Source organism: Enterococcus sp. ARL09-542 (genome assembly GCF_005234805.1).
In the GTDB taxonomy this organism is placed as follows: domain Bacteria; phylum Bacillota; class Bacilli; order Lactobacillales; family Enterococcaceae; genus Enterococcus_D; species Enterococcus_D gallinarum.
Genome location: NZ_QPQX01000007.1, coordinates 142,250 through 163,402 on the forward strand (window position 1 = coordinate 142,250; position 21,153 = coordinate 163,402).

The following is a 21,153-nucleotide window of genomic DNA, read 5'->3' on the forward strand; positions in this document are numbered from 1 at the left end:
CTAAGGCTGCGACATTCACATAGCTGAAATAAACAAGCAACGTGTTTTTCTCACTTTGGAAACACGTTGCTTGTTGTTGATTGGTAAACAAAGAATTCTAACCGAATTACAGCAATATCTCACTGCTGAGAGAAAGATTCGCTTCTTTGATTGCTTGACAAATCAAGCGAGCAACGATTAAAGCTCCTTGATCATTCAAGTGAGTATTGTCACTGATACCTTCGGGATAATTCGGATATTCGTTTTTTGAAAGATGCAAAAAATACTGGCGAGCTTGCCTAGTTGCAAATGTGGAAAAATAGTTTTGCGTCATCGTGAATATATCCAGACAAGGAATCTCAAAGGCAGCAGCAAAATCTCTCATAGCTTCTGGATAAGGTCCCATGGCTAGGTGATTCAAGTCATTATGCTGATGGAACTTCAAGCGAGTGATAGAAGTCAGTAAAACTGGATTTGCTTGCTTTTTTGTGCAACAGCAATAAACTGTGCTAAATTTTCTTGATGTTCTTTTGGCGTCGTTACTCGTTCAGGATCTGTTTTCTGGTCGTTGTGGCCAAACCGAATCAAGAAATAGTCTCCGGGAGCAAGTAGTTGCTCTGCGTGCAAGAGGCGTTTTTCTTGAATGAAGCTTTTGGTTGAACGTCCATTCATAGCTAAATTAATGACCGTAACCTCTGGGGAGAGGAAGGTTGGTATTTTTCACCCCAGCCAGTTTCCGGACGCTTGTCAGTCATTTTAGTTGCAGCAGTTGAATCACCGGCAATAATTAGTTTAACCATCATCCACCTCTAAAAATCAAAATAATCCGCTGCATTTTGGTAACAGATACCTTCAACAAATTCTTTTAACTGTCTGGTATCACTTGGTGCTTCGCCGCGAAGAATGAGTTCTCCCAACCATTCACAAAAAACTCTTCGGAAATATTCATGTCTGGTATACGAAAGAAAACTACGGGAATCAGTCAGCATACCAACAAAATTTGCTAACACGCTACCATCTGCAAACTTCGTCAATTGCCGACGCATGCCGGCACGGGTATCGTTGTACCACCAGCCAGAACCGAGTTGAAGTTTGTTGTTGCCTTCTTTTTGATAACAGCCCATCAGCGCTACCAGCACATCATAATCATTTGGATTCAATGAATACAAAATCGTTTGCGGAAGAGCCTCTTTCCTCTCCGCAGCATCCAGTAATGCTTGAAGTGGGCCAGTGATCGGCTGATCGTTGATGCCGTCATAACCTGTGTCAGGTCCCAATTGATTGAGCATATTCGTGTTGCAGTTTCTATAAGCATGAAGATGCAGTTGCATTGTCCAGCCATGGTTGTGATATTGTTCAAATAAATGAAGCAAGAGGGCAGAGCGATAGACTGCTGCTTCTGCTTCTGTAATGATTTCCTGATTTCTCGCTTTTTCAAAGATAGCTTGAGGAGTCACGCTGTTTTCTAGGAAATGGAAGTGATCCAATGCGTGATCGGATAAGCGACAATTCATTTGGTGAAAAAAAGTAATTCGGCAGTCAAGTGCTGTTAACAAGTCTTCATAGCTATCGATCCTGTGGCCAACAACTGTTGCTAATTGATCGATATAGTGGTTAAACCCACTTTGTTGGATATTTAAGGCTTTATCAGGACGAAAGGTTGGTAATACCCGAAAGCGGCTTTCTTCATTAGCCAATTTGCGATGAAATGCTAGTGAATCTGTCGGATCATCGGTAGTACAAATGAGTTGCACATTGCTGTTGGCGATGATTTCTCTTCTGCTAAAGGTCTTTGATTGCAATTTTTGGTTGACGATTTGCCAGATTTCTGGCGCGTTTTCTTCATTAATCATAAGATCGACACCAAAGAAACGTTTTAACTCCAAGTGGGTCCAGACGTAAAGGGGGTTGCCGATAATTTTAGGAACTGTCTGGCACCAAGCAATAAATTTGTCATAATCCGCTGCTTCGCCAGTAATCAACGATTCATCTACTCCACATGCCCGCATCAACCGCCATTTGTAGTGGTCACCGGCCAACCAAGCTTCGGTGATATTTCGGAAAGGATGATCATCATAAATCTCTTGGGGATCTAAATGGCAGTGGTAGTCAATGATCGGCATTTTCTTGGCGTATTGATGATACAAATCTTTGGCAAAGTCATTCGTTAGTAAAAAATCATCATTTAAAAACATTGGCTTCCTCTTTTCTTCGTTTATAAAGTGACACCATTCTTGAAGATGGCGATTTCTCGAACATTGTTTGCTTCATTACGGGTTTTGGTCCCACTAGCGACCGCAATGATCGCTTGAATAAAATCAGCGAGAACGTCTTCCATTGGTTCATATAATAACCGACCTGCATTGAAATCCATCCAATGGGGTTTCTTCTCGAATAATTCTTGGTTGGTGGCAACTTTCATCGTAGGGACAAAGGCACCAAAGGGGGTTCCTCGTCCTGTCGTAAATAAGACCAACTGACAATCAGCCGAAGCGAGAGCAGAAGCAGCCACTAGGTCATTACCAGGTCCTTCAAGAAGACTGAGACCGCTTTCGCGGATTTTATCTCCGTATTTCAAGACGTCGACGACCGCAGAGGTGCCGGATTTTTGCGTGCAGCCTAAAGACTTATCTTCCAATGTGGTGATTCCACCCGCTTTATTGCCTGGAGAAGGATTCTCATAAACAGGTTCGCCATACGAAAGAAAATAATCTTTAAAGTCATTGATCAGATGAAGAATCTTTTCAAAAGTTGCTTGGTCTTTGGCACGAGACATCAATACTTGCTCGGCACCAAACATTTCCGGTACTTCCGTCAACACAGTGCTGCCACCTTGAGAAACCAAGAAATCTGAAAATGCTCCTAATAACGGGTTGGCAGTGATACCAGAAAATCCATCTGAGCCGCCGCATTTTAAGCCAACTTTTAATTCACTTAAAGGCACATCTTCCCGCCGGTCGTCTTTGGTAGCTTGCAGCAATTCGTGCAATAATGCTTCACCCGCTTCGATTTCATCTTGGATTTTTTGAGCGACTAAGAATTTGACACGATCTGTGTCATAATCACCTAGCTTTTCTTTAAATTCAGCGACCGTATTGTTCTCACATCCGAGTCCGAAAACGAGCACCCCACCAGCATTTGGGTGTTGCACAGCATCAATCAAAATTTTCCGGGTGTTTTGGTGATCTTGCCCTAATTGAGAACACCCATAAGGATGTTTGAGAATCGTGACCGAGTCAAAGGTTCCTAAGTTGGGATGACTTTGTTTGAAATTTTCGACGATGATCTCAGCGATTCCATTGATACAGCCCACTGTGGGTATGACATACAAATCATTACGAATCCCGACTTTGCCATTTTTTCTCCGGTAGCCTTTAAAAGTCAATTGGCTTTTTGGATACACTACTGGTTGTAGGTTCGACTCATAGGTATAAGCCAGCGTTCCTGAAAGATTGGTCTTGACATTGTGGGTATGTAGCCACTGTCCAGCTTTTACATCGGACAAAAGATGACCAATAGGGTAACCATACTTGATGACGTGATCGCCTTTATTCAAATCAATAAGTGCGATCTTGTGACCTTGAGGAATCTCCTCTGTAAAACTATAGGATCGCCCTTCAAATGTAAGCTGTGTCTCTTTCGTGATTGCATGCAGAGCAACCGCAACATTGTCTTTTAGATGCAATTTGAGAAAATCGCTTTTGTTTTTTATTTCTGTCATAATCATTCCGCCTTTTTTTGAGTCGGCTCATTTTTTAATGAGTCAACGAGGTGTCGAGAACCCTTGTTTGAAAGTAGCACTACCATTTGTGAAACTTCTTTGTTGAACACGCTCAAGTCCACTCCCCATAACTTTTCTTGTCCTAGAATAAAACTGACTTGTTCAGAAGAGTCGAGGGCCCGTGCCTTTTCAAAGAGAGCTAGCACAGCTTCATCGTCTTGACAATCGGTCGTTAAATACAAGTAAATCAGTCCGGCTAATGATGCAATGATTCTTGGCGGCAGTAACTGTTGCTGATGATGACGGAGCAACAACGGCAAGAGACGTGCTTTAAATTTTGAGACGCTATTCAAGGCGATCGACTGCAGTTGATGATGAACATAAGGATTTTTAAACCGTTCTTTGATCTGTTCCGCATACTGGATCAATTCTTCTTGCGGCAGGTCTAGCATAGGAATCAGTTCTTCATTGAATAGCTCATCAATGAAGCATGTAAAATCAGGATCAAGCATCACCTCTTCAACCGTTGCCAAACCAGCTAGAAGGGCCAGAGGGACCATGGCTGTATGAGGGCCATTCAAAAGATGCACCTTCCGTTCACGATAGGGGGTCAGGTCTTCAGTAAAGATTACATTCAAACTCGCAGCTGGCAATGGAAGTTTCTGAGATACAGTATGCGATGGGTTTTCGATCACCCACAACATGAATGGTTCGGCAGTGACCATCAAACGGTCCTCATACCCGTGTAATTGATTCAACTCCTCTGCTTTTGATTGGGGGTAGCCAGGAACGATTCGGTCGACTAAACTACAGCAGAAAGTGTTTTCATTTTCTAACCAAGTATGAAAGCTGTCCTCTAGTTGCCACAGTGAGCAATATTGTTGGATACACGCTTTTAATTTTTCTCCATTTCGATCGATCAACTCACAGGGAATGATCGTGTAACCTGATTTATTCGCTTGGTACCGTTGATAGAGCAGCACAGTTAACTTAGCCGGAAAACTTTTTGGCGGCATATCTGTCCGTTTGTCTTGAGGATCAAAGGCAATTCCTGCTTCAGTTGTATTGGAAACAATGATGTCCAAGTCATCAATTTCAGCTAGAGCTAAATAATCCTGCCATTGTTCATAGGGATTCAATACGCGGCTAATCGTCGTGATGATCTCAGAGGTTTGGACAGGACGGCCGTCTGCTAATCCTTCTAAAATTACCGTATACAAATGATTCTGCTGCGCCAATAGAGATCCTAGACCTTGTTGAATTGGTTGGACTACTACAGCGCTACCATTGAAGAGACCTTGCTTATTCATCTGCTGTAGCTGCCAGTTAAAAAAGCCTCGCATAAAGTTTCCTTCGCCGAATTGAATCACTTTTTCCGACTTGCGAGTAGGATGAGTCATTTCAGTTATTTTTTTCATTGTAACCTCCAATATTCATTGATTTATAATGAACGTCTGCCGTTTTGCACACGTTAACATTTTTGGCAACAGCCAAAAGCATTCAAGAAGCGAATGCTAGAGGGAATCTCTGATTGTTAGTTCTGTATCTAAAAGGTATTGTTTTTGTGAAACAGAGCCGTTGATTGAATCTAGAAGCAGTTGTGCCCCAAGCTGACTCATTTCAAAAACGGGCTTGCTAATGGTTGTCAACGGGGGATTCGTATATTTTGAAAACGGGACATTGTCAAATCCAATAATGGCGATATCGGCAGGGATTGCAAGGCCATATTCAAGACAAGTGTTGATTGCGCCAATGGCCATGTCATCGTTGGAACAGAAAATCACTTCTGGCGGCTCTGCAAGTTCCAGTAATTGTTTGGCACATTTTCGACCGCTCTCGATAGAATAGTCTCCAGTGACAGCGTATTCTGTTGGAAACGCTAGCCCGTGCTCAGTAAGAGCCCGCATGAAACCTGTCTTACGCTCTATACTGGAACGAAAAGTTGGCTTGCCTTCAATGATCGCAACTTTCTTATAGCCTAACTGAATCGCGTAGTCAATGGCTTGATAAACGCCTTGCGCATCATTGCTTGTGACATTTAAAAATGATGGTCTATCCATTTGTCGATTGAGAACGACCACTGGCAAATCTAAGTGACTGATTTCTTCGATGAAAGTGTCATCTTGATCACTTTGACTCATAACGATGATGCCATCCATCCTTGGCAAGTCCTCAACTGGACTGGTAAGGGTCGTCATATCGTGGACCGCTAAGCGATACTCTGGCGGTAGGGTGGTATTGATTCCCTTGATCACTTCAACCAAAAAGCGATCCGATGTACCTGCCGACAAATTAGAAAAGTAAAGGCCAATAATATACGACTTCTGATTGACTAGACTTTTGGCATTGACATTCGGCGTATAATTTAAAGAACGCGCAATGTCACCAATTTTCTTTTTTGTGGCTGGCTTGATTAGTGGACTGTCATTTAACGCTCTTGAAACCGTGGTATGGGAGACGCCTGCGATTTTTGCAATATCTTTGATAGTGACCATATGTATCCCTCGACTTTCTCATTGGTTTTAGCATATATCCTAAAGAGAGGAATGTCAATATATCAATAATGCACACGTTAACTTTTTTCTTTGAACCTGTATTCACAAGAAATTTTTTATGCTAGAATGGACATATCTTAAGAAATGATTCTGTCAGTAATTACAGGAGAAATCTCATGAAAAGGGTAGGGCTAATCAGAAACATTCAACCTTTTTTTATAACATTTTCCTTCCAGTTTCTATAATTAGAAGCGTTTTAATAATAGCGTTTGGAAGTTTCATTTATCATCGCACGTATAAGGATATTCAGAAAACATTGGTCCAAAATCAGCAAAATTTCGTTCAGCAAGTCAAAGGAAATCTCGATCAAAAAATTCAGATCGCTTTAAAGGATTTGCACAGCTGTGCAAACCAGCCTTTTAATAGAACCTTTAAAGAAGGAAGGGGAAAAGAATGGAATTAGTATTGACATCAACGATTATTTAAATGAAAAGTCAGTGACAGCAACAATCCAAGGGTATATCGATCAGCTTCATCAGGCAGGAGGAGGGAGGCTGATGTTTGCCTCGGGGGTGTATCCAACAGGTTCACTGATGTTAAAAAGTAATGTTGAACTCCATCTACAACCGGGAGCTGTTCTTCGATTCTCGGATGATCCCAAAGAGTATCCAGTGGTGGTTTCGCGTTGGGAAGGGGTGAAACGGGAAGTCTATGCTTCTTGTATCTATGCCGACGGTGCCGAAAATATTGCAATCACAGGTTTTGGCACGATAGATGGTCAAGGTCAGAAATGGTGGGATGTCTTTCGCAATCATCCAGAGCAGTTAGAATATCCGCGACCAAAACTTATCAGTTTTGATTCCTGTCAGCAAATCACATTGCGAGATGTTAGTTTGGTTAATTCTCCTAGCTGGACAGTCAATCCAATCTTATGCCAAGACATCACTGTGGATAATATTAAGATCAAAAATCCTGCAGACTCGCCAAATACTGATGGCATTGATCCGGAGTCTTGCAAAAATGTTCGTATCAGCAATTGTTTGATCGATGTAGGGGATGATTGTATTGCCATTAAATCAGGAACAGAAGAGACAAAAGAACGCGTTTCCTGTGAAAATATCACGATCAGCAACTGTCAAATGCTCCATGGTCATGGTGGGGTCGTTTTAGGAAGCGAAATGAGCGGAGATATTCGCAATGTGACCATCTCAAATTGTATATTCCAAGACACCGATCGCGGCATTCGTTTGAAATCTCGTAGAGGACGCGGCGGGGTTATTGAGGATATTCGAGTGAACAACCTAATTATGGACAATGTGATTTGCCCATTTACGCTGAATTTGTATTATTTTTGTGGTCCCAAAGGAAAAGAAAAGTATGTTTGGGATAAAAATCCTTACCCAATCTCTGAGGAGACTCCTCAGTTTAGGAGAATTCATTTTGTCAATATCTCCGCGCGAAATGTTCATGCTGCTGCTGGTTTTATTTATGGTTTATCTGAACAATTCATTTCAGATATCTCGTTTCATGAAGTAGCAATTTCCATGGCAAAAGAGCCCATACCCGGAAAACCAGCTATGATGACTGGAATGGAAGAGATGACCAGTCAAGGATTCTATATTGGCTGTGCTAAAAATATTCATTTTGACCGTTTAGAATTAGTCGATGTTGAACATGCCTTCCATATCGAGAATAGCCAGGGGATTGAAGTTGACCGTTCCCAAGAAAATGGTAAGCCTCTCGTGCTTCATGGTGATTTTTCGTGAAACAGCGGCAAACGTTGCAAAGGTTTGGATCATTTCATAGAAAGGAACCAATAGTTCTTGTAAGAAAGTTCTTTTATGAGAAAACGATTGTCTCGAAAAGTTTTTGTTAGAACTCAATTAACAAGAACCAGTGTCGGCTTATTTTTGCCTATCCTTATGAGAAAAAGCTAGTGCTGTTTGTTCTTTTCAACCACTCTCATGGAGGCAGTTTTTCTATTGGCAAAGAAGAATTACGCAGTAGCAGTCACTATTTGCAGCCAGAAAGTTTTCTAGAAACATTGATCGCTGAGGGCTATGCAGGTGGAGCAATCGATATTTGGGAATTTGGTGAGAGAAAACATGGTGAAAGTACGGTGTTTTAAAATTTTCGTTCATAGGACAAACCACTCTGGACCACCATACTCAATAACAATCAACAGTTCTGAATCTACAATAATGCGTATTGATGGATCAGAAAGTAAATCAGATATAAAAACGGCTGGCAGCCTAGAGGGGCTTGCCAGCCGTTTTATATCGTCTGTGCTTTATAAGAACTTATTATATTAGAGAAGCCAACTACGCCAAAAGGGTTTCCGAAAAAACAATTATCAAGCCGAAAGTGGTAAAATAATGCGAATGCTGCTTAATTTCAATAAGGAAGGATTTTTGAAATGGAAATTAAATTTTTGCAAAAAGATCAACCAAACTGGTTGGCTTATGCGGGTCAAATTGCCAGCGTCGATTGGAAAGCTGCTGCATTTGTAGCAAATAAGATGCGTCAGAGAAGCTATAACGACTGGGAAGGCGTTTTTGTGGCTGTTGCCCACAATCAATTAGCTGGATTTTGTACGATCGTCAAAGAGGATATTGTCCCTCTTCAAGTCGCCCCTTTTATTGCGACCGTGTATGTTGCTCCCAGCTATCGCGGCAATCATCTTAGTCAGCAATTGGTATCTGCTGCAGAACGGCGCTTGCATCAGATCGGTTTTGATACGATCTATATTGTCACTCAGCTGTCAGGTTTGTATGAAAAATTGGGCTATCAACAAATTGAGACAGCCACCGATCGCTTTGGGAGAAGGATGCGTGTTTTGGCAAAAAATGAAGAATTCTGCTAGTCAAGCAAATCTCTTTACTTACTTTAAGTTAGTGTTATTATTAAAGTAACAAGTCATCCATTCGAGATGAGAAAAGGAGCAGAAACAATGACGGTGATTATTCCAGAATTTCAACTTCATGAACAGACTCAAATTGGGAAAGTTGTCTTAAAAGTAGCCAACTTAGAAAAAATGATTGCTTTTTATACTCAAGTGATCGGACTATCATTGATCGAAAAAAATCAGCAGACAGCTCGCTTAGGTACGGCAGAGAAAATACTGCTTGAATTGATCAAAGTCGAAAATCCATTGCCTCTCACAAGGAAAACAGGACTGTTTCATGTCGCTTTCCTTTTGCCGACTCGCAAAGATTTAGGCAATACATTGATCCATTATTTGCAAAGCAATGCACCGATCGATGGCGCCAGTGATCATGGCTACAGCGAAGCATTGTACTTAACAGATCCCGAGGGGAATGGGATTGAAGTGTATCGTGATAAACCAAAATCTGAATGGGATATTCGAGAAGATGGCGAAATTGTTGGAATTACAAAAGAAATGGATGCAGAGGGGGTTGTCGCAGCAGCAGACAGCCAACAATCAAGTTTCCCCACAGGTACTATTGTGGGACATGTTCATTTAAAAGTTGCTGATTTAGCCCAGACAGAAACTTTTTATACCCAAGTCGTAGGACTGAGCTTAAAAAATAATTTTGGGAACCAAGCAAAATTTTTTGCGGCAGGAGATTATCATCACCATATTGGCTCGAATACTTGGATGGGCAAAGGTGTGACTCCTATGGCAGACAATGACCTAGGATTGGCTTATTATACCTTTGTGCTCCCAGACAAAGAAGCCTTTGAGTCATTGCTCACGCATCTTGAGAAGGAAAATGTATCCCTTACTCTTGAATCAAGTAGGCGTTTGGCTTTATTGGATCCAAATGGCATCCAAGTCAAAATGGAATACTAGGTAAAAATGATAGCTTTTGATGTTTTTGAATCCTTGATAGCAGTTTCAGTCTAAAGACGGATGGGGAAAGATCGGCTTTATGAGATACTTGGCATATCAAAAAAGGAGTGCAGGAACATGAAATGGTGGCATCTGATGAATACGCTATGGGTTTCATTGATTTTAACTAGTTTGTTGGTACTATTTGTTCAAGACCCATTTATGACTAATTATGGCATCGATCCAATGGCGAAATTTGCTTACTTGGCATTGATTGGTATTCTTGCGATTGGATTATATGGCGTCCAATCCGTCTGGAAACATCAATTAATGAAAGTATCAATGACAAAAAAATAAGCGGGGACCCGTCAGTGGGTCCTTTTTTGTTTTTGAAAGTCAGTAGCGGATGTGAAGCAAAAAATACCTTTTAGATGATAGTTTGCCGGGCAGCAAGTTTTGTGCACATTGATGAGGGGTGACTGGCGGGTTTGACAAAATAGATGCCAGTAAAAAGTATCAGGGCTGTGCGGATTGATTCCAGCACAACCCCATGAAAATCAGGAGATATCTATGATCTGATAAGAAAAGCCATTGACCGTTAAAAAGTTGAATACATCCTTGGTAGCAAGGAAGATCGTCTTGGTATTTGTATTAGGATGGAAACTCATTCGTGGTTCTTTAGTGATTTCGCGCTCAAAGAAAATCTGAATATCTCGCTCCGAATTGCTTAAGAGCCCAAATATGGAGACAACGCCAGGTGGCAAGTGCATTTTTTTCCTCAAAAGATCAGGAGAAGCTAATTTGACTCGTGATTCACCAGTGATTTCTTTGAGCAGATTTAGATCAAGCCGTTTTTGATCGTCCATTATTAGGAGATAATAGGCGGTCTTTTTTTATTGGTTAAAAACATCGATTTTGTTCGAACCCCATCAATTCCAGCAATAAAGCTATCTGCTTCCGCAGTTGTACTTGCAGGCGGGTGTTCGATCACTTCAAAGGAAATGTTCAAGTCGGTCAGTCTTGCAGCAACAGATTCAAAAGGATCCAATATGATCAACCCCTAGTCTCTTTTTTATTACTATATCATAGGTATAAGTTTTAAAATGCCTATTCAATCGCATGAAAGATAGAGAGAGTAACAAAAAAGCAGCTTAGCTGCTAGTGTAGGTCGTTAACTTTAGTGATCGAAATCTGAAAACAGATCTGAAAAACTTTCTCATAAAGAATTGAGGAGCAAAGAGATTTCGTCATGCGCATGGATCGAGCGTCTGTCAGTGAGCAGAAGCTGCTTTTTACAGGCTGATTCTGCCATTAGTTGTCAAAATAACCCCATTTGCTTGATAAAGAGCAAGTAAGCGTCTCGTTACCAAATTATTTTTCCAAAGATTCATAAGCAGAAAGTTACTGAGATTCTTCGGCTGCAAGTTTGAGACCAAATTTAGAGATCACCCACAGTAGAACAGCAGCAATCAGGGTACCAACAAATCCAAAAAACATGTCTAGGGGATCGGGGGTATTCATAACGCCTAATACCGTTTCGCTTAATAAATTGGCAATCAGCAAGAAAATAGTCAATCCGAGAGTATAGGTGAATTTGACGCCCATCAATAACCAAAAATACCCTAGCAGACCAATGATCAAGCTAATAGAGAAATTGGAAATGTGTAAATAAAAGTCGGGGTAAATCGCTGTAAAAAAGGTTATATCTAGATATTTTGATAAATAGGCAAATAGTGCCAAAAAAATCAGTAGTAAATAGAGTAAAGATGCCCAAACTTTTGGGTAATAATGTAGCTTTATTTGATTTTTCAATATGAACTCCTGTAATCGATTGATTGGCTCAAAGCCGTAGCTATTGTACTGGGATAGTTAGGGATTGTTAATAAAAAACGCAGCTAGTGTGTTTTTTATTTGTTTATAGTCTTTTGTAACAAAATAGTTGGCTGGGACATTGATGATCGGCAGATCATTTTCGTTGTCAAACGGGACAAATGGATCAGGTACAACCAAATAATCCACTTGGTCTTTATCGCGGAAATAATTGATTGAGACATCATAATCATTGGCGAAATAATTCTTAAGCTCAGAATAATCTGCAAAAAAGAACGCTGGTGACAATGTGGTATAACTGAGCCCATTACTTGCAGTCAAAACGAAACAGATTTTTTTCATCTTATTTCTCCTTTTTTATGATTTTATTCGTACGTATATGTTAAGGGGGTGATCGATGAGAATGGTGTAAAAATACTAAAGGATCAAGAAAGTGTCCTGCACGTATTTACCAAACAATGTTTAAACCAAAACAGCTCGGTTGTCTGTGTCTTTTTATAGACAAGTTCATTCTTTTTTACTGGTCAATCGAGTGCTGTTAATTAGTGAGACCTGACTAACGACGGTCTAAATGAAAAGCAATTATTTGCTGACTCTAGTTTCTTTTTTTTGGTTTCTTTTATCATAGAGAAGTTTGAGCAACTCATAGAGAGCCGTGAGTACTGCAATGCAAAAAAGTAAAGTCGTATATCTGATAAGAAAAATTAGATTGAACCATAATCCGTAGACCATCGGCATAACCACGATCAAGCAAAGATACAATTCGATTTTTCGGCGTCTCCTCAATTGCAGCCATCGTTCATCAGACATGTTCTCGCTCCTTTGATCAAGATAGAATTTCCATGCAATCTTCTATGTGTTTGACTCAACGTATAGACAAATAGAAGAAATACTTAGAAACAGTATAACCGAAAATGACAAAACCACATAACTAGGACGGCAATTTCGTCCTAGTTGTGTCTTTGTCATAGATTTATAAATAACAATTGCATAAAACTAATTGAACTGGAAATACAAAAAAAGCAAATTACCGAAGTAATTTGCCGGTACGATGCAGACGATGGGATTTGAACCCACACGAGCTAAGCTCACACGCCCCTCAAGCGTGCGTGTCTGCCGTTCCACCACGTCTGCTTATTGTTTTTGTATACTGACAGCTGATTGCAGCCATCACGTCTAAAAAACATGTTACCGATTATCTTCACGTTTGTCAATGCTATTTTAGGGATTTATAAAAGGACATTTTTCTTGCTTTTTGTTGAAAAAAAATATTTAAGTGGCAGAATCTGGTATAATGAGAAAATAACTTTGGAGCTTTAAGGAGATTGATAAATGAACTACTTTAAAAATCTGCTGGCTAAATCGATTCGGCAGCGCCTTTTTTTGTTTACGATGATAGCAGCGTTCTTGATTGGTGTGGGGCTCGCTTTTTATCTTACATTCATGGAACCAGTGAATGTACAGGCAGAAATCACTATGCAAAAAGCGCAAGCATTACGGCTTGTAGACAATTATCAGAATTATCCAAATGAATCTCAGGACAAGCAAGAAACCTATCAACTGCTGCTGGCAAACAACACATTATCTAATCGGCAAGCCTCGAATCTAATCATGGAAGAATTTCCTCGTTTCAATCGGACCAGTGAAGAGATTGCAAAAATTCAGCTGCAATTATGGGAAACCGCTTTACCAGATAAAGCCTTTTTACCATCTATCTGGCAATTGCAGCAAAATAAAGTGGTAGCAGCGCAATTAGAAGAACAGGAAAAAGCTCCTTTTCTTACTGTTGACAATGCGCAGACTGCTGTTGCGTTGACTATTCAAGTGTTATTGGGATTTGGCTTTTTATTCCTGGCATTTTTTGCTAGCGATAATTTGCTGGAAGAAAAGCGCCATTTTTCTCTGATCCATTCCTATCCACAAGTCTTCCCTATAAGGATGATCAGTAAAGTCGGGGTAAAGATGATTGGTCATCTGGCAACGATCAGCCTGTTGCTTCTAGGAATCACTGCGGCCATGTCGGTGATCGGACGATGGGGGGATTGGCACTATCCAACGGCTATCTATTATCATCATACTTGGCATGCCGTACCTTTCTGGCAATACTTTCTATTGGTACTCGTGCTTTTGACAAGTTTGATTATTGTGACAGAATTACTGGGCTTTGTGGCCAATGTTTTGATTCCAAATCGCTATGTTTCTTTTTTTCTCCTTTGTCTTTGCTATGGTCTCGGTACAATAGCTAGTACACCATTCAGTAAATATTCCCCTTTTGCTGTTTTTGATTTGCAAAAGATCCTCACAGGTGAGTTTGCAGTCAGATCGCAATCGACAGTCGGGTTAGGGACAGCTTTCATCCTTCTTTTCTTATGGGGGGTGGGAGCGGTCACCTTCTTGCTGATCGCAGATAAGAAAAACTGGCTAGCGAAAGGAGTCATATAATGAAAAATTATTTTCTCTTTGAACTACAGCAATTAATCAAAAGTAAAAAAACGATCGGGCTATGGTGCTTGTTAGTAATCGTTGCTGGCGTATACAGTTTTTGTGATCGCACCTATCGGCCAATTGAGCGAATAGACAAAAATGAAATTGAACAGCGGTATTTGACTAGACAATCCTTTTTGGATGAACAAGCAGAAAATCCCTCAGATCATTGGTCCGCCGCCATGGCAGTAGCGATGTTCGAGCCATGGAATCAAGCAGATAGCTTACGATTAACTTCCCTAGCTGCCAATGATTGGCAAAAGTATGCCAAAGCAACGAGCCAATGGTATCAGCTGAGTCTCCAATATACCGATGATGAAACAATTTTCTTCACGCCTGACTATTATACTTATCAGAACTATTATGCGGCTTATGATGGGAAATACGGCTATGCCTCCACTGCAAAATGGATGGAAAGTACCAGCCAATTACCAAACAAAAAGCTTTCCAAGTATGTGTTGGAACAAAAAACGGGTATCCAATCTGTTCAGCGGGCATTTACGAATTACTTGCCGTTTCTCTTTCTTGGCGTGACGATCTTTTTGGCAATCGATAGTCTGACCAAAGATCGTCGACACAAAAGCTTATTCTTATCTTTGCCGGTGACGGTAGATGAGATTCTTTGGGCGAAGACAGCGGCACTGTTTATTGTGTCAACACTGATGATGATCAGTACACTCGTTTTGATTTGGATCGGTGTCGGCTGCCAATTCGGCTTTGGCTCATTGGACCTACCCGTCAGTATCTTGTCTTCATCCTTTGATGCCCGTTATCCTATTTCTTCTGCCGATGTTTTTTATACACGCCCTGTTGGAGTTTTCTTACTTCAGTGTATGGGGGTAGGAATCGTGCTGCAATTGATCTATATCCGAGGCATTCTTTTGCTGAGCACACTTTGGCGTTCAGAATTAGCCAATCTCTTTCTTGCTGGTTTTGGCTTGATTAGTCCACTTATTTTTCAGAGACGCTGGTTTAGTACATTCTTGGATAAATCAAATGATGCCTATTTGTATCAAAATTATGGTCAGATCCTTTCAGGATTCAGCCGTTTTTATTTTGGGTCCTCTGAGTTTGTCCTTGCGAAAGGACTGCTGCTCTTTGGTGTAGTGTGGCTGCTGATCGAGATCGGTCTTTTTGTTCGTGTACAGCAGAAGCAATTTAAGCTTGTTTAGGAGGTTTGGAAATGTTAGCAATGAAAAACGTAACTGTGACATTTAAACGAAATGTTTTGGATGATTTAACGTTGGCCTTTCATCCTGGAGAAATCGTCGGCTTAGTGGCGCCGAACGGTACTGGAAAATCAACACTACTCAATGTATTGATGAATTTTGTTCAGCCGACTAGTGGGGAGATCTTTCTCGATCAAACACAGCTTTACACGTCCAAGAAGTCAGAAATGGCAGCTCACCAGAAAATCTCTTTTTTCCCTGATCAGAACGATCTATATAATGATCTCAGCGGATTAGAACATTTAAAACTTTATCAACGAATGTGGCGATCAGAGGAAGCGCTGATTGATCAAACCGTGAATCAATTAAGAATGACTGACTATATCAAGCGGCCGGTTGGAACCTATTCGTTGGGGATGCGTCAAAGACTGTGTTTTGCGATGCAGATCGTGACAGACACGCCCTATATGTTGATGGACGAAGTCATGAATGGGTTGGATCCGACCAATGTGGAATTGATTTCTAACGTTTTAAAAGGGTTGCGGGAGAAAAAGAAATCGATCCTGATTGCTTCCCATATTTTGACCAATTTGGATAGTTATGCAGATCGCGTTTTGTTTTTGAAAGATGGCAAGATTATCCATGAATACCTGGGAAAGAATTCTTTAGTAGATGAACCAATTTATTTAAAAGCAAAAGATCCAGAGTTTTTGGTTTCATTTCCCGAATTAACAACATTGACAATCGATCTTCAAGAACAGGTCTATTTAATCGAAATCAGTGATCCTCAGCTGCCGCAACGCTTTATTGAAGCTGGTTTTACAGAATTTTCAATTGGCCATCTCGCATTAGCTGAACGCTATTTAAAATTCTTTCCAGAGAATGACTGAACAAAAACGAATGAACGCCTAGGCAATAAAAGAGCGTTCATTCGTTTCTTTTAGAAAAAAATTTATTTAAAAGTCGTAAAGTTCTGTCAATTTGACCGTTTTTTTTCTAAACTTTTTGCTATAATAAATGCAATCTTTTAAAAAAGAATATCACTAGAACCAAGGTAATTTGCATTGATTCTACTGTCAAAGGAGAATTCGAATGAGAAAATTTGAAAAGTCATCAAAACTAGAAGGCGTAAGTTATGATGTCCGGGGACCAGTCCTAGAAGAAGCAGAACGGATGCAAGAAGAAGGCATCAGCATCTTGAAATTGAATACAGGTAATCCGGCACCATTTGGTTTTGAAGCGCCAAATGAGATCGTCCGTGACTTGATTATGAATGTGCGGGAGTCTGAAGGCTACTCTGATTCTAAAGGAATTTTTTCAGCCCGCAAAGCCATCGAGCAATATTATCAATTACAAAAGTTTCCAAATGTGACGATCAATGATATTTATACCGGAAATGGTGTATCAGAACTGATCACCATGTGTATGCAAGGGCTATGTAATAATGGCGATGAAGTGTTGGTGCCGATGCCTGATTATCCTTTATGGACGGCATCGATCTCTTTAGCTGGTGGAAAACCTGTACACTACATTTGCGATGAACAATCTGACTGGAACCCAGATATTGAAGATATTCGTTCAAAAATCACAAGTAAAACGAAAGCCATCGTGATCATCAACCCTAATAATCCTACAGGTGCTGTCTATCCAAAAGAAGTATTGCAGCAAATTGTTGATGTGGCTCGCGACCATGACTTGATTATTTTTTCTGACGAAATTTATGATCGGTTAGTGATGGATGATTATGTTCACGTCCCAATCGCTACATTAGCTCCGGATCGCTTTGTTGTGACTCTTGGTGGATTGTCTAAATCACATCGTGTAGCCGGATTCCGGGTTGGCTGGATGGTCCTTAGCGGGGATAAGAGAAACGTTAAAGATTATATTGAGGGCTTGAATATGCTTTCCTCTATGAGGCTTTGTTCAAATGTTCTTTCTCAGCAGATCATTCAGACGGCGTTAGGTGGCTATCAAAGTTCGGATGAACTGCTGCTTCCAGGAGGAAGGATCTATGAGCAAAGAGAGTATATTTATCAAGCATTGAATGACATTCCTGGTTTATCAGCTGTTAAACCTAAAGCGGCATTTTATATTTTCCCTAAGATCGATGTCAAACGCTTCAATATTAAGAATGATGAACAGTTTGTGTTGGATTTTCTGCATGAGCACCATGTGCTATTAGTGCACGGGGGCGGATTTAATTGGCAAGAACCAGATCATTTCCGAATCGTTTATTTACCGAATATGGATGATTTGAAAGCAACGACCGAAAAGATGCGGGAGTTTTTAGCCACTTATCAGCAAAAATAAGTAAGCAATAGTAGGAATGAACAATAGTAAAAAAAACGAACAGTTGGCTCCTTATCCTGTACCTTGTAGCAAGGCATCGGACCAGATCCAACTGCTCGTTTTTTTGATTGATCGAATATCTTAAAATCATAGCGCTTATTGCATATGCTTAGTCAGCAGTCTGCTGACATTTTTTTTTACTGATGATCATTCGATCATTGAATTTTTCCAGCATTTCTTCGCTAGGGTCTGTCACTTGGACAAGAACCGAATTTTCATATTCTCTTTCGACTTTTCCTGCATAGACCTTGCCTTCCCAAGTGAAGGTAATGGTGCTGTTAATCGTCATAGAAACACCTCGTTTTAAATTGTTAAAAAATACCAAGATATTGTTGGAATTGCTTTCCTTTTTGCTATTATGTGCTAAAATGAAGAAAATTAAAAATGCGAATTCGCATTTTTTTAATGTTGAAAAAGTTGGAGGAGAGTCATGGCAAATTCACAAGAATCCTTTGGCCAAATCATTCGCACGTTCCGCAAAAAGCGCAAGATGACACAAAAGATGTTGGCAGAAGATATCTGTTCACAAAGTGTTTTGAGCCGGATCGAAAATAATGAAGAATTACCGAATGTATTGGTCATGCATCAAATCTGTCAACGATTAGGCGTTACCTTAGATCAAGTAATGATGCTCCATGCTGAAGAGATCAATCGAACGAATCAAGTGTTCGCTCAAATGGAAAGCCATTTTGTTCATAAAGAGTACCAAGAGTTATTGACCAAACTGCAGGATAAAACGATCATGGACTATCTATATTTGGACGCAGACATGCAAATGTACTATTACTTTTTAGGGAGTTGCGAATATTTCTTGTTCCAAGATTATGAAGCAGCGATTGAAAGCCTTAAAAAAGGCTTATCCTACTCTTATCAGCAAGATAAAATCAATATCTCTGTGATGGAGATTCGGCTCTTAAGTTGTATGGGGCGAGTGTATAATGATATGCAGCAATTAGAAGAAGCACGTTTTCATCTAGAAAAAAGTTACCATGGGGTGCAAGTGCTGCCGGCAGAACGGATGACCACAACCTTGACCAAAGTATTCTACAACTATGCAGTTTTTTTAGCGAAACAAGAAGAATTCACCACTGCTTTACAAATTCTAGAAGAAGGTATCGATCTTGCCAGAGAAAAGAACAGTTTCTATTTTTTAGAAGAATTATTTGAACTGAAAGGCCATGTCTTTGTCGCTCTTGACAATCAGCAAGCAGCCGATGAAAGTTTTGCTCTTTATCAAGCGGTCGTCGATATTCGAAATTCATCGAGAAATGGTGTAGACCTTTCTTGACTTCTTACTCAAATAAGAGTAATTTTAAGGAAGAAAAGAAATAAGGAGCGATCAAGATGAAAACATATATTTATGCGGACAAATTCTTTTTGAAGTCAGCTGTTCATGGGGCAGGTTATCTGGAGATCATTGACGGCAAATTTGGCGATATCGTCAATGAAGTACCGGAAGATGCGGAAGTAACTGATTATTCTGGGCAATGGATAGCTCCAGGACTCGTAGATACCCATATCCATGGGTTCATGAACCACGATGTCATGGACAACGATGCAGAAGGGATCAAAGCTATGTCAGAAGGCTTATTGTCTTGTGGTGTAACTTCTTTCTTGCCGACGACATTGACTTCCAGCAAAGAACGTCTAAGAGATGTAGCAGAAACTATCGGACAAGTGAAAGATTCTGTTACCGGTGCGAAAATCCAAGGGATTTATTTTGAAGGACCTTTCTTTACTGAAGAACACAAAGGCGCTCAAAATCCAATCTATTTTGGTGATCCAGACATCGATACATTCCACGAATGGCAGGAAGCTTCTGGTGGGATTATCAAAAAAATTGCCTTAGCTCCTGAACGTAAAGGCGTTACCGATTTTGTGTCTCAAGTGACAGAAGAAGGTGTTGTGGTTGCCTTAGGTCATAGTAATGGGACTTTACAGGAAGCTGAAGCTGCTGTTGAAGCAGGAGCCAGTGTTTTTGTTCATGCCTATAACGGAATGAGAGGACTAAATCACCGAGAACCAGGGATGGTAGGAGCATTGCTATCATTAAAAGAAGTATTCTCTGAATTGATCTGTGATGGACATCATGTTCATCCGCAAGCAGCTGAGATCTTGATGGAAAAAGCCGGGCATGACCATGTTGCTTTGATCACCGACTGTATGATGGCAGGAGGTATGCCGGATGGAGATTATATTCTTGGAGAATTCCCTGTTGTCGTAAAAGATGGAACAGCTCGTCTAAAAGAAGGAAATTTGGCCGGAAGTATTTTGAAATTAAAAGAAGCCATCAAAAATGTTGTTGAGTGGGAGATTGCTACCCCGCAAGAAGCAATCATGATGGCAAGTCTAGTGCCAGCAATCAGTTGTAAAATCGATGACAAATGCGGCATGATCAAGAAAGGTCGAGCAGCTGACTTTATCGTGTTGGACCCTCAAATGAATCTGCAAGCGACATTTTTAGATGGTGTTTGCCGGTACGAAGCTTAAGCAGAAAAAAGACACAGATCGCCAATTGGTGATCTGTGCTTTTTTGTAAAAACGTTTAATTGTTTTATCGATTTTCATCAATAGCTGGAAGGTAGATCAAATTTTTCTTGCCAAACAAAAGAAAACAGCAAAAACGCCTTCCTCACAAGCTGTCTTGATACGTAAAAAGCTAAGTAGTGAGAGGGCGTTTATTTTTGTTCTTGCTGCTTGGAGATTTCTTCTTGAACATCTTCCAGCATAGTTTTCAATTCCGTTTCTCTTTCCTTCAATACAACCAAGTCTTCTTTGATTTCTGCTTGTTTTTCTTTTTCGGGAGGCCTCAAGACAAAATTGATGAAGATCGCAATCAGCGTACCAATAAAAGTGTCTAACACGCGATCTAATGCAAAAATAAAAGACTCTCCTTGTGGAACACTAAGAGTGATCAATAACATCGTAGCAATCCCAGAAATAATACCGGAATTATTATTGATCCCATCCGAAAGAACGATAATGAAGGCCACTAAAGCAGGGAGCACCAATAACTCGATCAAAAAATCATTGTGGAAATATTGTTTCATGAAGAAGTAGATGATGGCAGTAGCCCCACCAATCGAATTTCCTAAAACTCGTGATTTCCCAAAAGAAAGGGTCGTTGTTAAATCTTGACGTAGTGAGAAGACAGCGGAAAGGGCAGCGATCAAAGGCTGTCCGCGATTCAAAAATCGAAACAGCAAGATACACAACATGACAGCAATTGCGGTTTTTATCGTTCGCATCCCTAGACGAAAGCGGCCAAATTGCATGATCGATTTCCTCCTTTTCTTTAATCATAACCAAAATAACCGATAAATTCTAGTGAAA

21 protein-coding genes, 1 tRNA gene and 1 pseudogene are annotated in these 21,153 nt (G+C 40.4%); 11 read left to right on the forward strand and 12 right to left on the reverse strand.

Annotated features, from left to right (window positions below; translation table 11 throughout):
• Positions 1-106: 106 nt before the first annotated feature.
• From DVW06_RS17490 to DVW06_RS09710, 6 genes are all read right to left on the reverse strand, one after another.
• A complete protein-coding gene (locus DVW06_RS17490) occupies positions 107-385 on the reverse strand; it encodes a rhamnogalacturonan acetylesterase (RefSeq protein WP_021151001.1) in 279 nt (92 codons plus the stop codon).
• Positions 386-438: 53 nt separating this feature from the next.
• Positions 439-651 (reverse strand): hypothetical protein, encoded by a 213-nt coding sequence (locus DVW06_RS17495; RefSeq protein ID WP_021151000.1) that lies wholly within the window; start codon positions 649-651, stop codon positions 439-441.
• Between the two features lie 137 nt (positions 652-788).
• Positions 789-2,174, reverse strand: a complete 1,386-nt coding sequence (uxaC, locus tag DVW06_RS09695) for a glucuronate isomerase (protein WP_021150999.1) — start codon at positions 2,172-2,174, stop codon at positions 789-791.
• A gap of 20 nt (positions 2,175-2,194) precedes the next feature.
• The gene (locus DVW06_RS09700) at positions 2,195-3,700 is read right to left on the reverse strand and encodes a UxaA family hydrolase (protein WP_137264593.1); all 1,506 of its coding nucleotides are present in this window, start codon (positions 3,698-3,700) and stop codon (positions 2,195-2,197) included.
• A 2-nt stretch (positions 3,701-3,702) separates the two neighbouring features.
• On the reverse strand, positions 3,703-5,118 hold the full coding sequence (locus DVW06_RS09705; RefSeq protein WP_137264594.1) for a tagaturonate reductase: 1,416 nt from the start codon (positions 5,116-5,118) through the stop codon (positions 3,703-3,705).
• A 96-nt stretch (positions 5,119-5,214) separates the two neighbouring features.
• Positions 5,215-6,195, reverse strand: a complete 981-nt coding sequence (locus DVW06_RS09710; protein WP_003127161.1) for a LacI family DNA-binding transcriptional regulator — start codon at positions 6,193-6,195, stop codon at positions 5,215-5,217.
• A gap of 458 nt (positions 6,196-6,653) precedes the next feature.
• Here DVW06_RS09710 and DVW06_RS09715 point away from each other — a divergent pair, with 458 nt between their 5' ends.
• The 5 genes from DVW06_RS09715 to DVW06_RS09735 all read left to right on the forward strand — a co-directional run bounded on the left by DVW06_RS09715 (position 6,654) and on the right by DVW06_RS09735 (position 10,345).
• Positions 6,654-7,961 (forward strand): glycoside hydrolase family 28 protein, encoded by a 1,308-nt coding sequence (locus DVW06_RS09715; RefSeq protein ID WP_137264602.1) that lies wholly within the window; start codon positions 6,654-6,656, stop codon positions 7,959-7,961.
• A 170-nt stretch (positions 7,962-8,131) separates the two neighbouring features.
• Entirely contained in the window at positions 8,132-8,323 is a 192-nt protein-coding gene (locus DVW06_RS09720) for a hypothetical protein (RefSeq protein ID WP_137264595.1), read from the forward strand.
• A gap of 288 nt (positions 8,324-8,611) precedes the next feature.
• Entirely contained in the window at positions 8,612-9,058 is a 447-nt protein-coding gene (locus DVW06_RS09725) for a GNAT family N-acetyltransferase (RefSeq protein ID WP_003127167.1), read from the forward strand.
• Positions 9,059-9,145: 87 nt separating this feature from the next.
• Positions 9,146-10,009, forward strand: coding sequence for a VOC family protein (locus tag DVW06_RS09730; RefSeq protein ID WP_034704718.1), 864 nt, complete (start codon positions 9,146-9,148; stop codon positions 10,007-10,009).
• A 117-nt stretch (positions 10,010-10,126) separates the two neighbouring features.
• The gene (locus DVW06_RS09735) at positions 10,127-10,345 is read left to right on the forward strand and encodes a hypothetical protein (RefSeq protein WP_005472469.1); all 219 of its coding nucleotides are present in this window, start codon (positions 10,127-10,129) and stop codon (positions 10,343-10,345) included.
• 200 nt (positions 10,346-10,545) lie between these two features.
• On the opposite strand, the pseudogene DVW06_RS09740 reads toward DVW06_RS09735, so the two are convergent.
• The 4 genes and pseudogenes from DVW06_RS09740 to DVW06_RS09760 form a co-directional block, all read right to left on the reverse strand.
• Positions 10,546-11,036: pseudogene (locus tag DVW06_RS09740) on the reverse strand (prolyl-tRNA synthetase associated domain-containing protein).
• 353 nt (positions 11,037-11,389) lie between these two features.
• Entirely contained in the window at positions 11,390-11,800 is a 411-nt protein-coding gene (locus tag DVW06_RS09745) for a hypothetical protein (RefSeq protein ID WP_003127172.1), read from the reverse strand.
• Positions 11,801-11,857: 57 nt separating this feature from the next.
• Positions 11,858-12,160 (reverse strand): hypothetical protein, encoded by a 303-nt coding sequence (locus DVW06_RS09750; RefSeq protein ID WP_003127173.1) that lies wholly within the window; start codon positions 12,158-12,160, stop codon positions 11,858-11,860.
• A gap of 710 nt (positions 12,161-12,870) precedes the next feature.
• Positions 12,871-12,952, reverse strand: a tRNA-Leu gene (locus DVW06_RS09760).
• Positions 12,953-13,150: 198 nt separating this feature from the next.
• Between DVW06_RS09760 and DVW06_RS09765 the strand changes: the two genes are divergently transcribed.
• The 4 genes from DVW06_RS09765 to DVW06_RS09780 all read left to right on the forward strand — a co-directional run bounded on the left by DVW06_RS09765 (position 13,151) and on the right by DVW06_RS09780 (position 17,781).
• Entirely contained in the window at positions 13,151-14,260 is a 1,110-nt protein-coding gene (locus DVW06_RS09765; RefSeq protein ID WP_137264596.1) for a hypothetical protein, read from the forward strand.
• A complete protein-coding gene (locus DVW06_RS09770; RefSeq protein WP_137264597.1) occupies positions 14,260-15,474 on the forward strand; it encodes an ABC transporter permease in 1,215 nt (404 codons plus the stop codon). Before DVW06_RS09765 ends, DVW06_RS09770 begins: the two co-directional genes overlap by 1 nt.
• 11 nt (positions 15,475-15,485) lie before the next feature.
• On the forward strand, positions 15,486-16,361 hold the full coding sequence (locus DVW06_RS09775; protein ID WP_005472477.1) for an ABC transporter ATP-binding protein: 876 nt from the start codon (positions 15,486-15,488) through the stop codon (positions 16,359-16,361).
• A gap of 202 nt (positions 16,362-16,563) precedes the next feature.
• Complete coding sequence (locus DVW06_RS09780) at positions 16,564-17,781, forward strand: pyridoxal phosphate-dependent aminotransferase (protein ID WP_003127177.1); 1,218 nt, start codon at positions 16,564-16,566, stop codon at positions 17,779-17,781.
• Positions 17,782-17,929: 148 nt separating this feature from the next.
• On the opposite strand, the gene DVW06_RS09785 is transcribed toward DVW06_RS09780, so the two are convergent.
• Positions 17,930-18,109, reverse strand: a complete 180-nt coding sequence (locus DVW06_RS09785; protein WP_003127178.1) for a DUF2187 domain-containing protein — start codon at positions 18,107-18,109, stop codon at positions 17,930-17,932.
• Between the two features lie 141 nt (positions 18,110-18,250).
• Here DVW06_RS09785 and DVW06_RS09790 point away from each other — a divergent pair, with 141 nt between their 5' ends.
• Complete coding sequence (locus DVW06_RS09790; protein WP_003127180.1) at positions 18,251-19,108, forward strand: helix-turn-helix domain-containing protein; 858 nt, start codon at positions 18,251-18,253, stop codon at positions 19,106-19,108.
• A gap of 56 nt (positions 19,109-19,164) precedes the next feature.
• Positions 19,165-20,310: an N-acetylglucosamine-6-phosphate deacetylase gene (nagA, locus tag DVW06_RS09795; protein WP_005472479.1), complete on the forward strand. Its 1,146-nt coding sequence runs from the start codon at positions 19,165-19,167 to the stop codon at positions 20,308-20,310.
• A 188-nt stretch (positions 20,311-20,498) separates the two neighbouring features.
• On the opposite strand, the gene DVW06_RS09800 is transcribed toward nagA, so the two are convergent.
• Complete coding sequence (locus tag DVW06_RS09800) at positions 20,499-21,095, reverse strand: FUSC family protein (RefSeq protein WP_003127183.1); 597 nt, start codon at positions 21,093-21,095, stop codon at positions 20,499-20,501.
• Positions 21,096-21,153: the final 58 nt, after the last annotated feature.

What these genes read in the sequence shown, in the direction of transcription:
- DVW06_RS09785 (WP_003127178.1), bottom strand. Translation starts at nt 18,109, where the DNA reads ATGACGATTAACAGCACCATTACCTTCACTTGGGAAGGCAAGGTCTAT.
- nagA (WP_005472479.1), top strand. Translation starts at nt 19,165, where the DNA reads ATGAAAACATATATTTATGCGGACAAATTCTTTTTGAAGTCAGCTGTT.
- DVW06_RS09780 (WP_003127177.1), top strand. Translation starts at nt 16,564, where the DNA reads ATGAGAAAATTTGAAAAGTCATCAAAACTAGAAGGCGTAAGTTATGAT.
- DVW06_RS09730 (WP_034704718.1), top strand. Translation starts at nt 9,146, where the DNA reads ATGACGGTGATTATTCCAGAATTTCAACTTCATGAACAGACTCAAATT.
- DVW06_RS09765 (WP_137264596.1), top strand. Translation starts at nt 13,151, where the DNA reads ATGAACTACTTTAAAAATCTGCTGGCTAAATCGATTCGGCAGCGCCTT.
- DVW06_RS09790 (WP_003127180.1), top strand. Translation starts at nt 18,251, where the DNA reads ATGGCAAATTCACAAGAATCCTTTGGCCAAATCATTCGCACGTTCCGC.
- DVW06_RS09770 (WP_137264597.1), top strand. Translation starts at nt 14,260, where the DNA reads ATGAAAAATTATTTTCTCTTTGAACTACAGCAATTAATCAAAAGTAAA.
- DVW06_RS09725 (WP_003127167.1), top strand. Translation starts at nt 8,612, where the DNA reads ATGGAAATTAAATTTTTGCAAAAAGATCAACCAAACTGGTTGGCTTAT.
- DVW06_RS09735 (WP_005472469.1), top strand. Translation starts at nt 10,127, where the DNA reads ATGAAATGGTGGCATCTGATGAATACGCTATGGGTTTCATTGATTTTA.
- DVW06_RS09710 (WP_003127161.1), bottom strand. Translation starts at nt 6,195, where the DNA reads ATGGTCACTATCAAAGATATTGCAAAAATCGCAGGCGTCTCCCATACC.
- uxaC (WP_021150999.1), bottom strand. Translation starts at nt 2,174, where the DNA reads ATGTTTTTAAATGATGATTTTTTACTAACGAATGACTTTGCCAAAGAT.
- DVW06_RS17490 (WP_021151001.1), bottom strand. Translation starts at nt 385, where the DNA reads ATGGGACCTTATCCAGAAGCTATGAGAGATTTTGCTGCTGCCTTTGAG.
- DVW06_RS09700 (WP_137264593.1), bottom strand. Translation starts at nt 3,700, where the DNA reads ATGACAGAAATAAAAAACAAAAGCGATTTTCTCAAATTGCATCTAAAA.
- DVW06_RS17495 (WP_021151000.1), bottom strand. Translation starts at nt 651, where the DNA reads ATGAATGGACGTTCAACCAAAAGCTTCATTCAAGAAAAACGCCTCTTG.
- DVW06_RS09750 (WP_003127173.1), bottom strand. Translation starts at nt 12,160, where the DNA reads ATGAAAAAAATCTGTTTCGTTTTGACTGCAAGTAATGGGCTCAGTTAT.
- DVW06_RS09775 (WP_005472477.1), top strand. Translation starts at nt 15,486, where the DNA reads ATGTTAGCAATGAAAAACGTAACTGTGACATTTAAACGAAATGTTTTG.
- DVW06_RS09705 (WP_137264594.1), bottom strand. Translation starts at nt 5,118, where the DNA reads ATGAAAAAAATAACTGAAATGACTCATCCTACTCGCAAGTCGGAAAAA.
- DVW06_RS09800 (WP_003127183.1), bottom strand. Translation starts at nt 21,095, where the DNA reads ATGCAATTTGGCCGCTTTCGTCTAGGGATGCGAACGATAAAAACCGCA.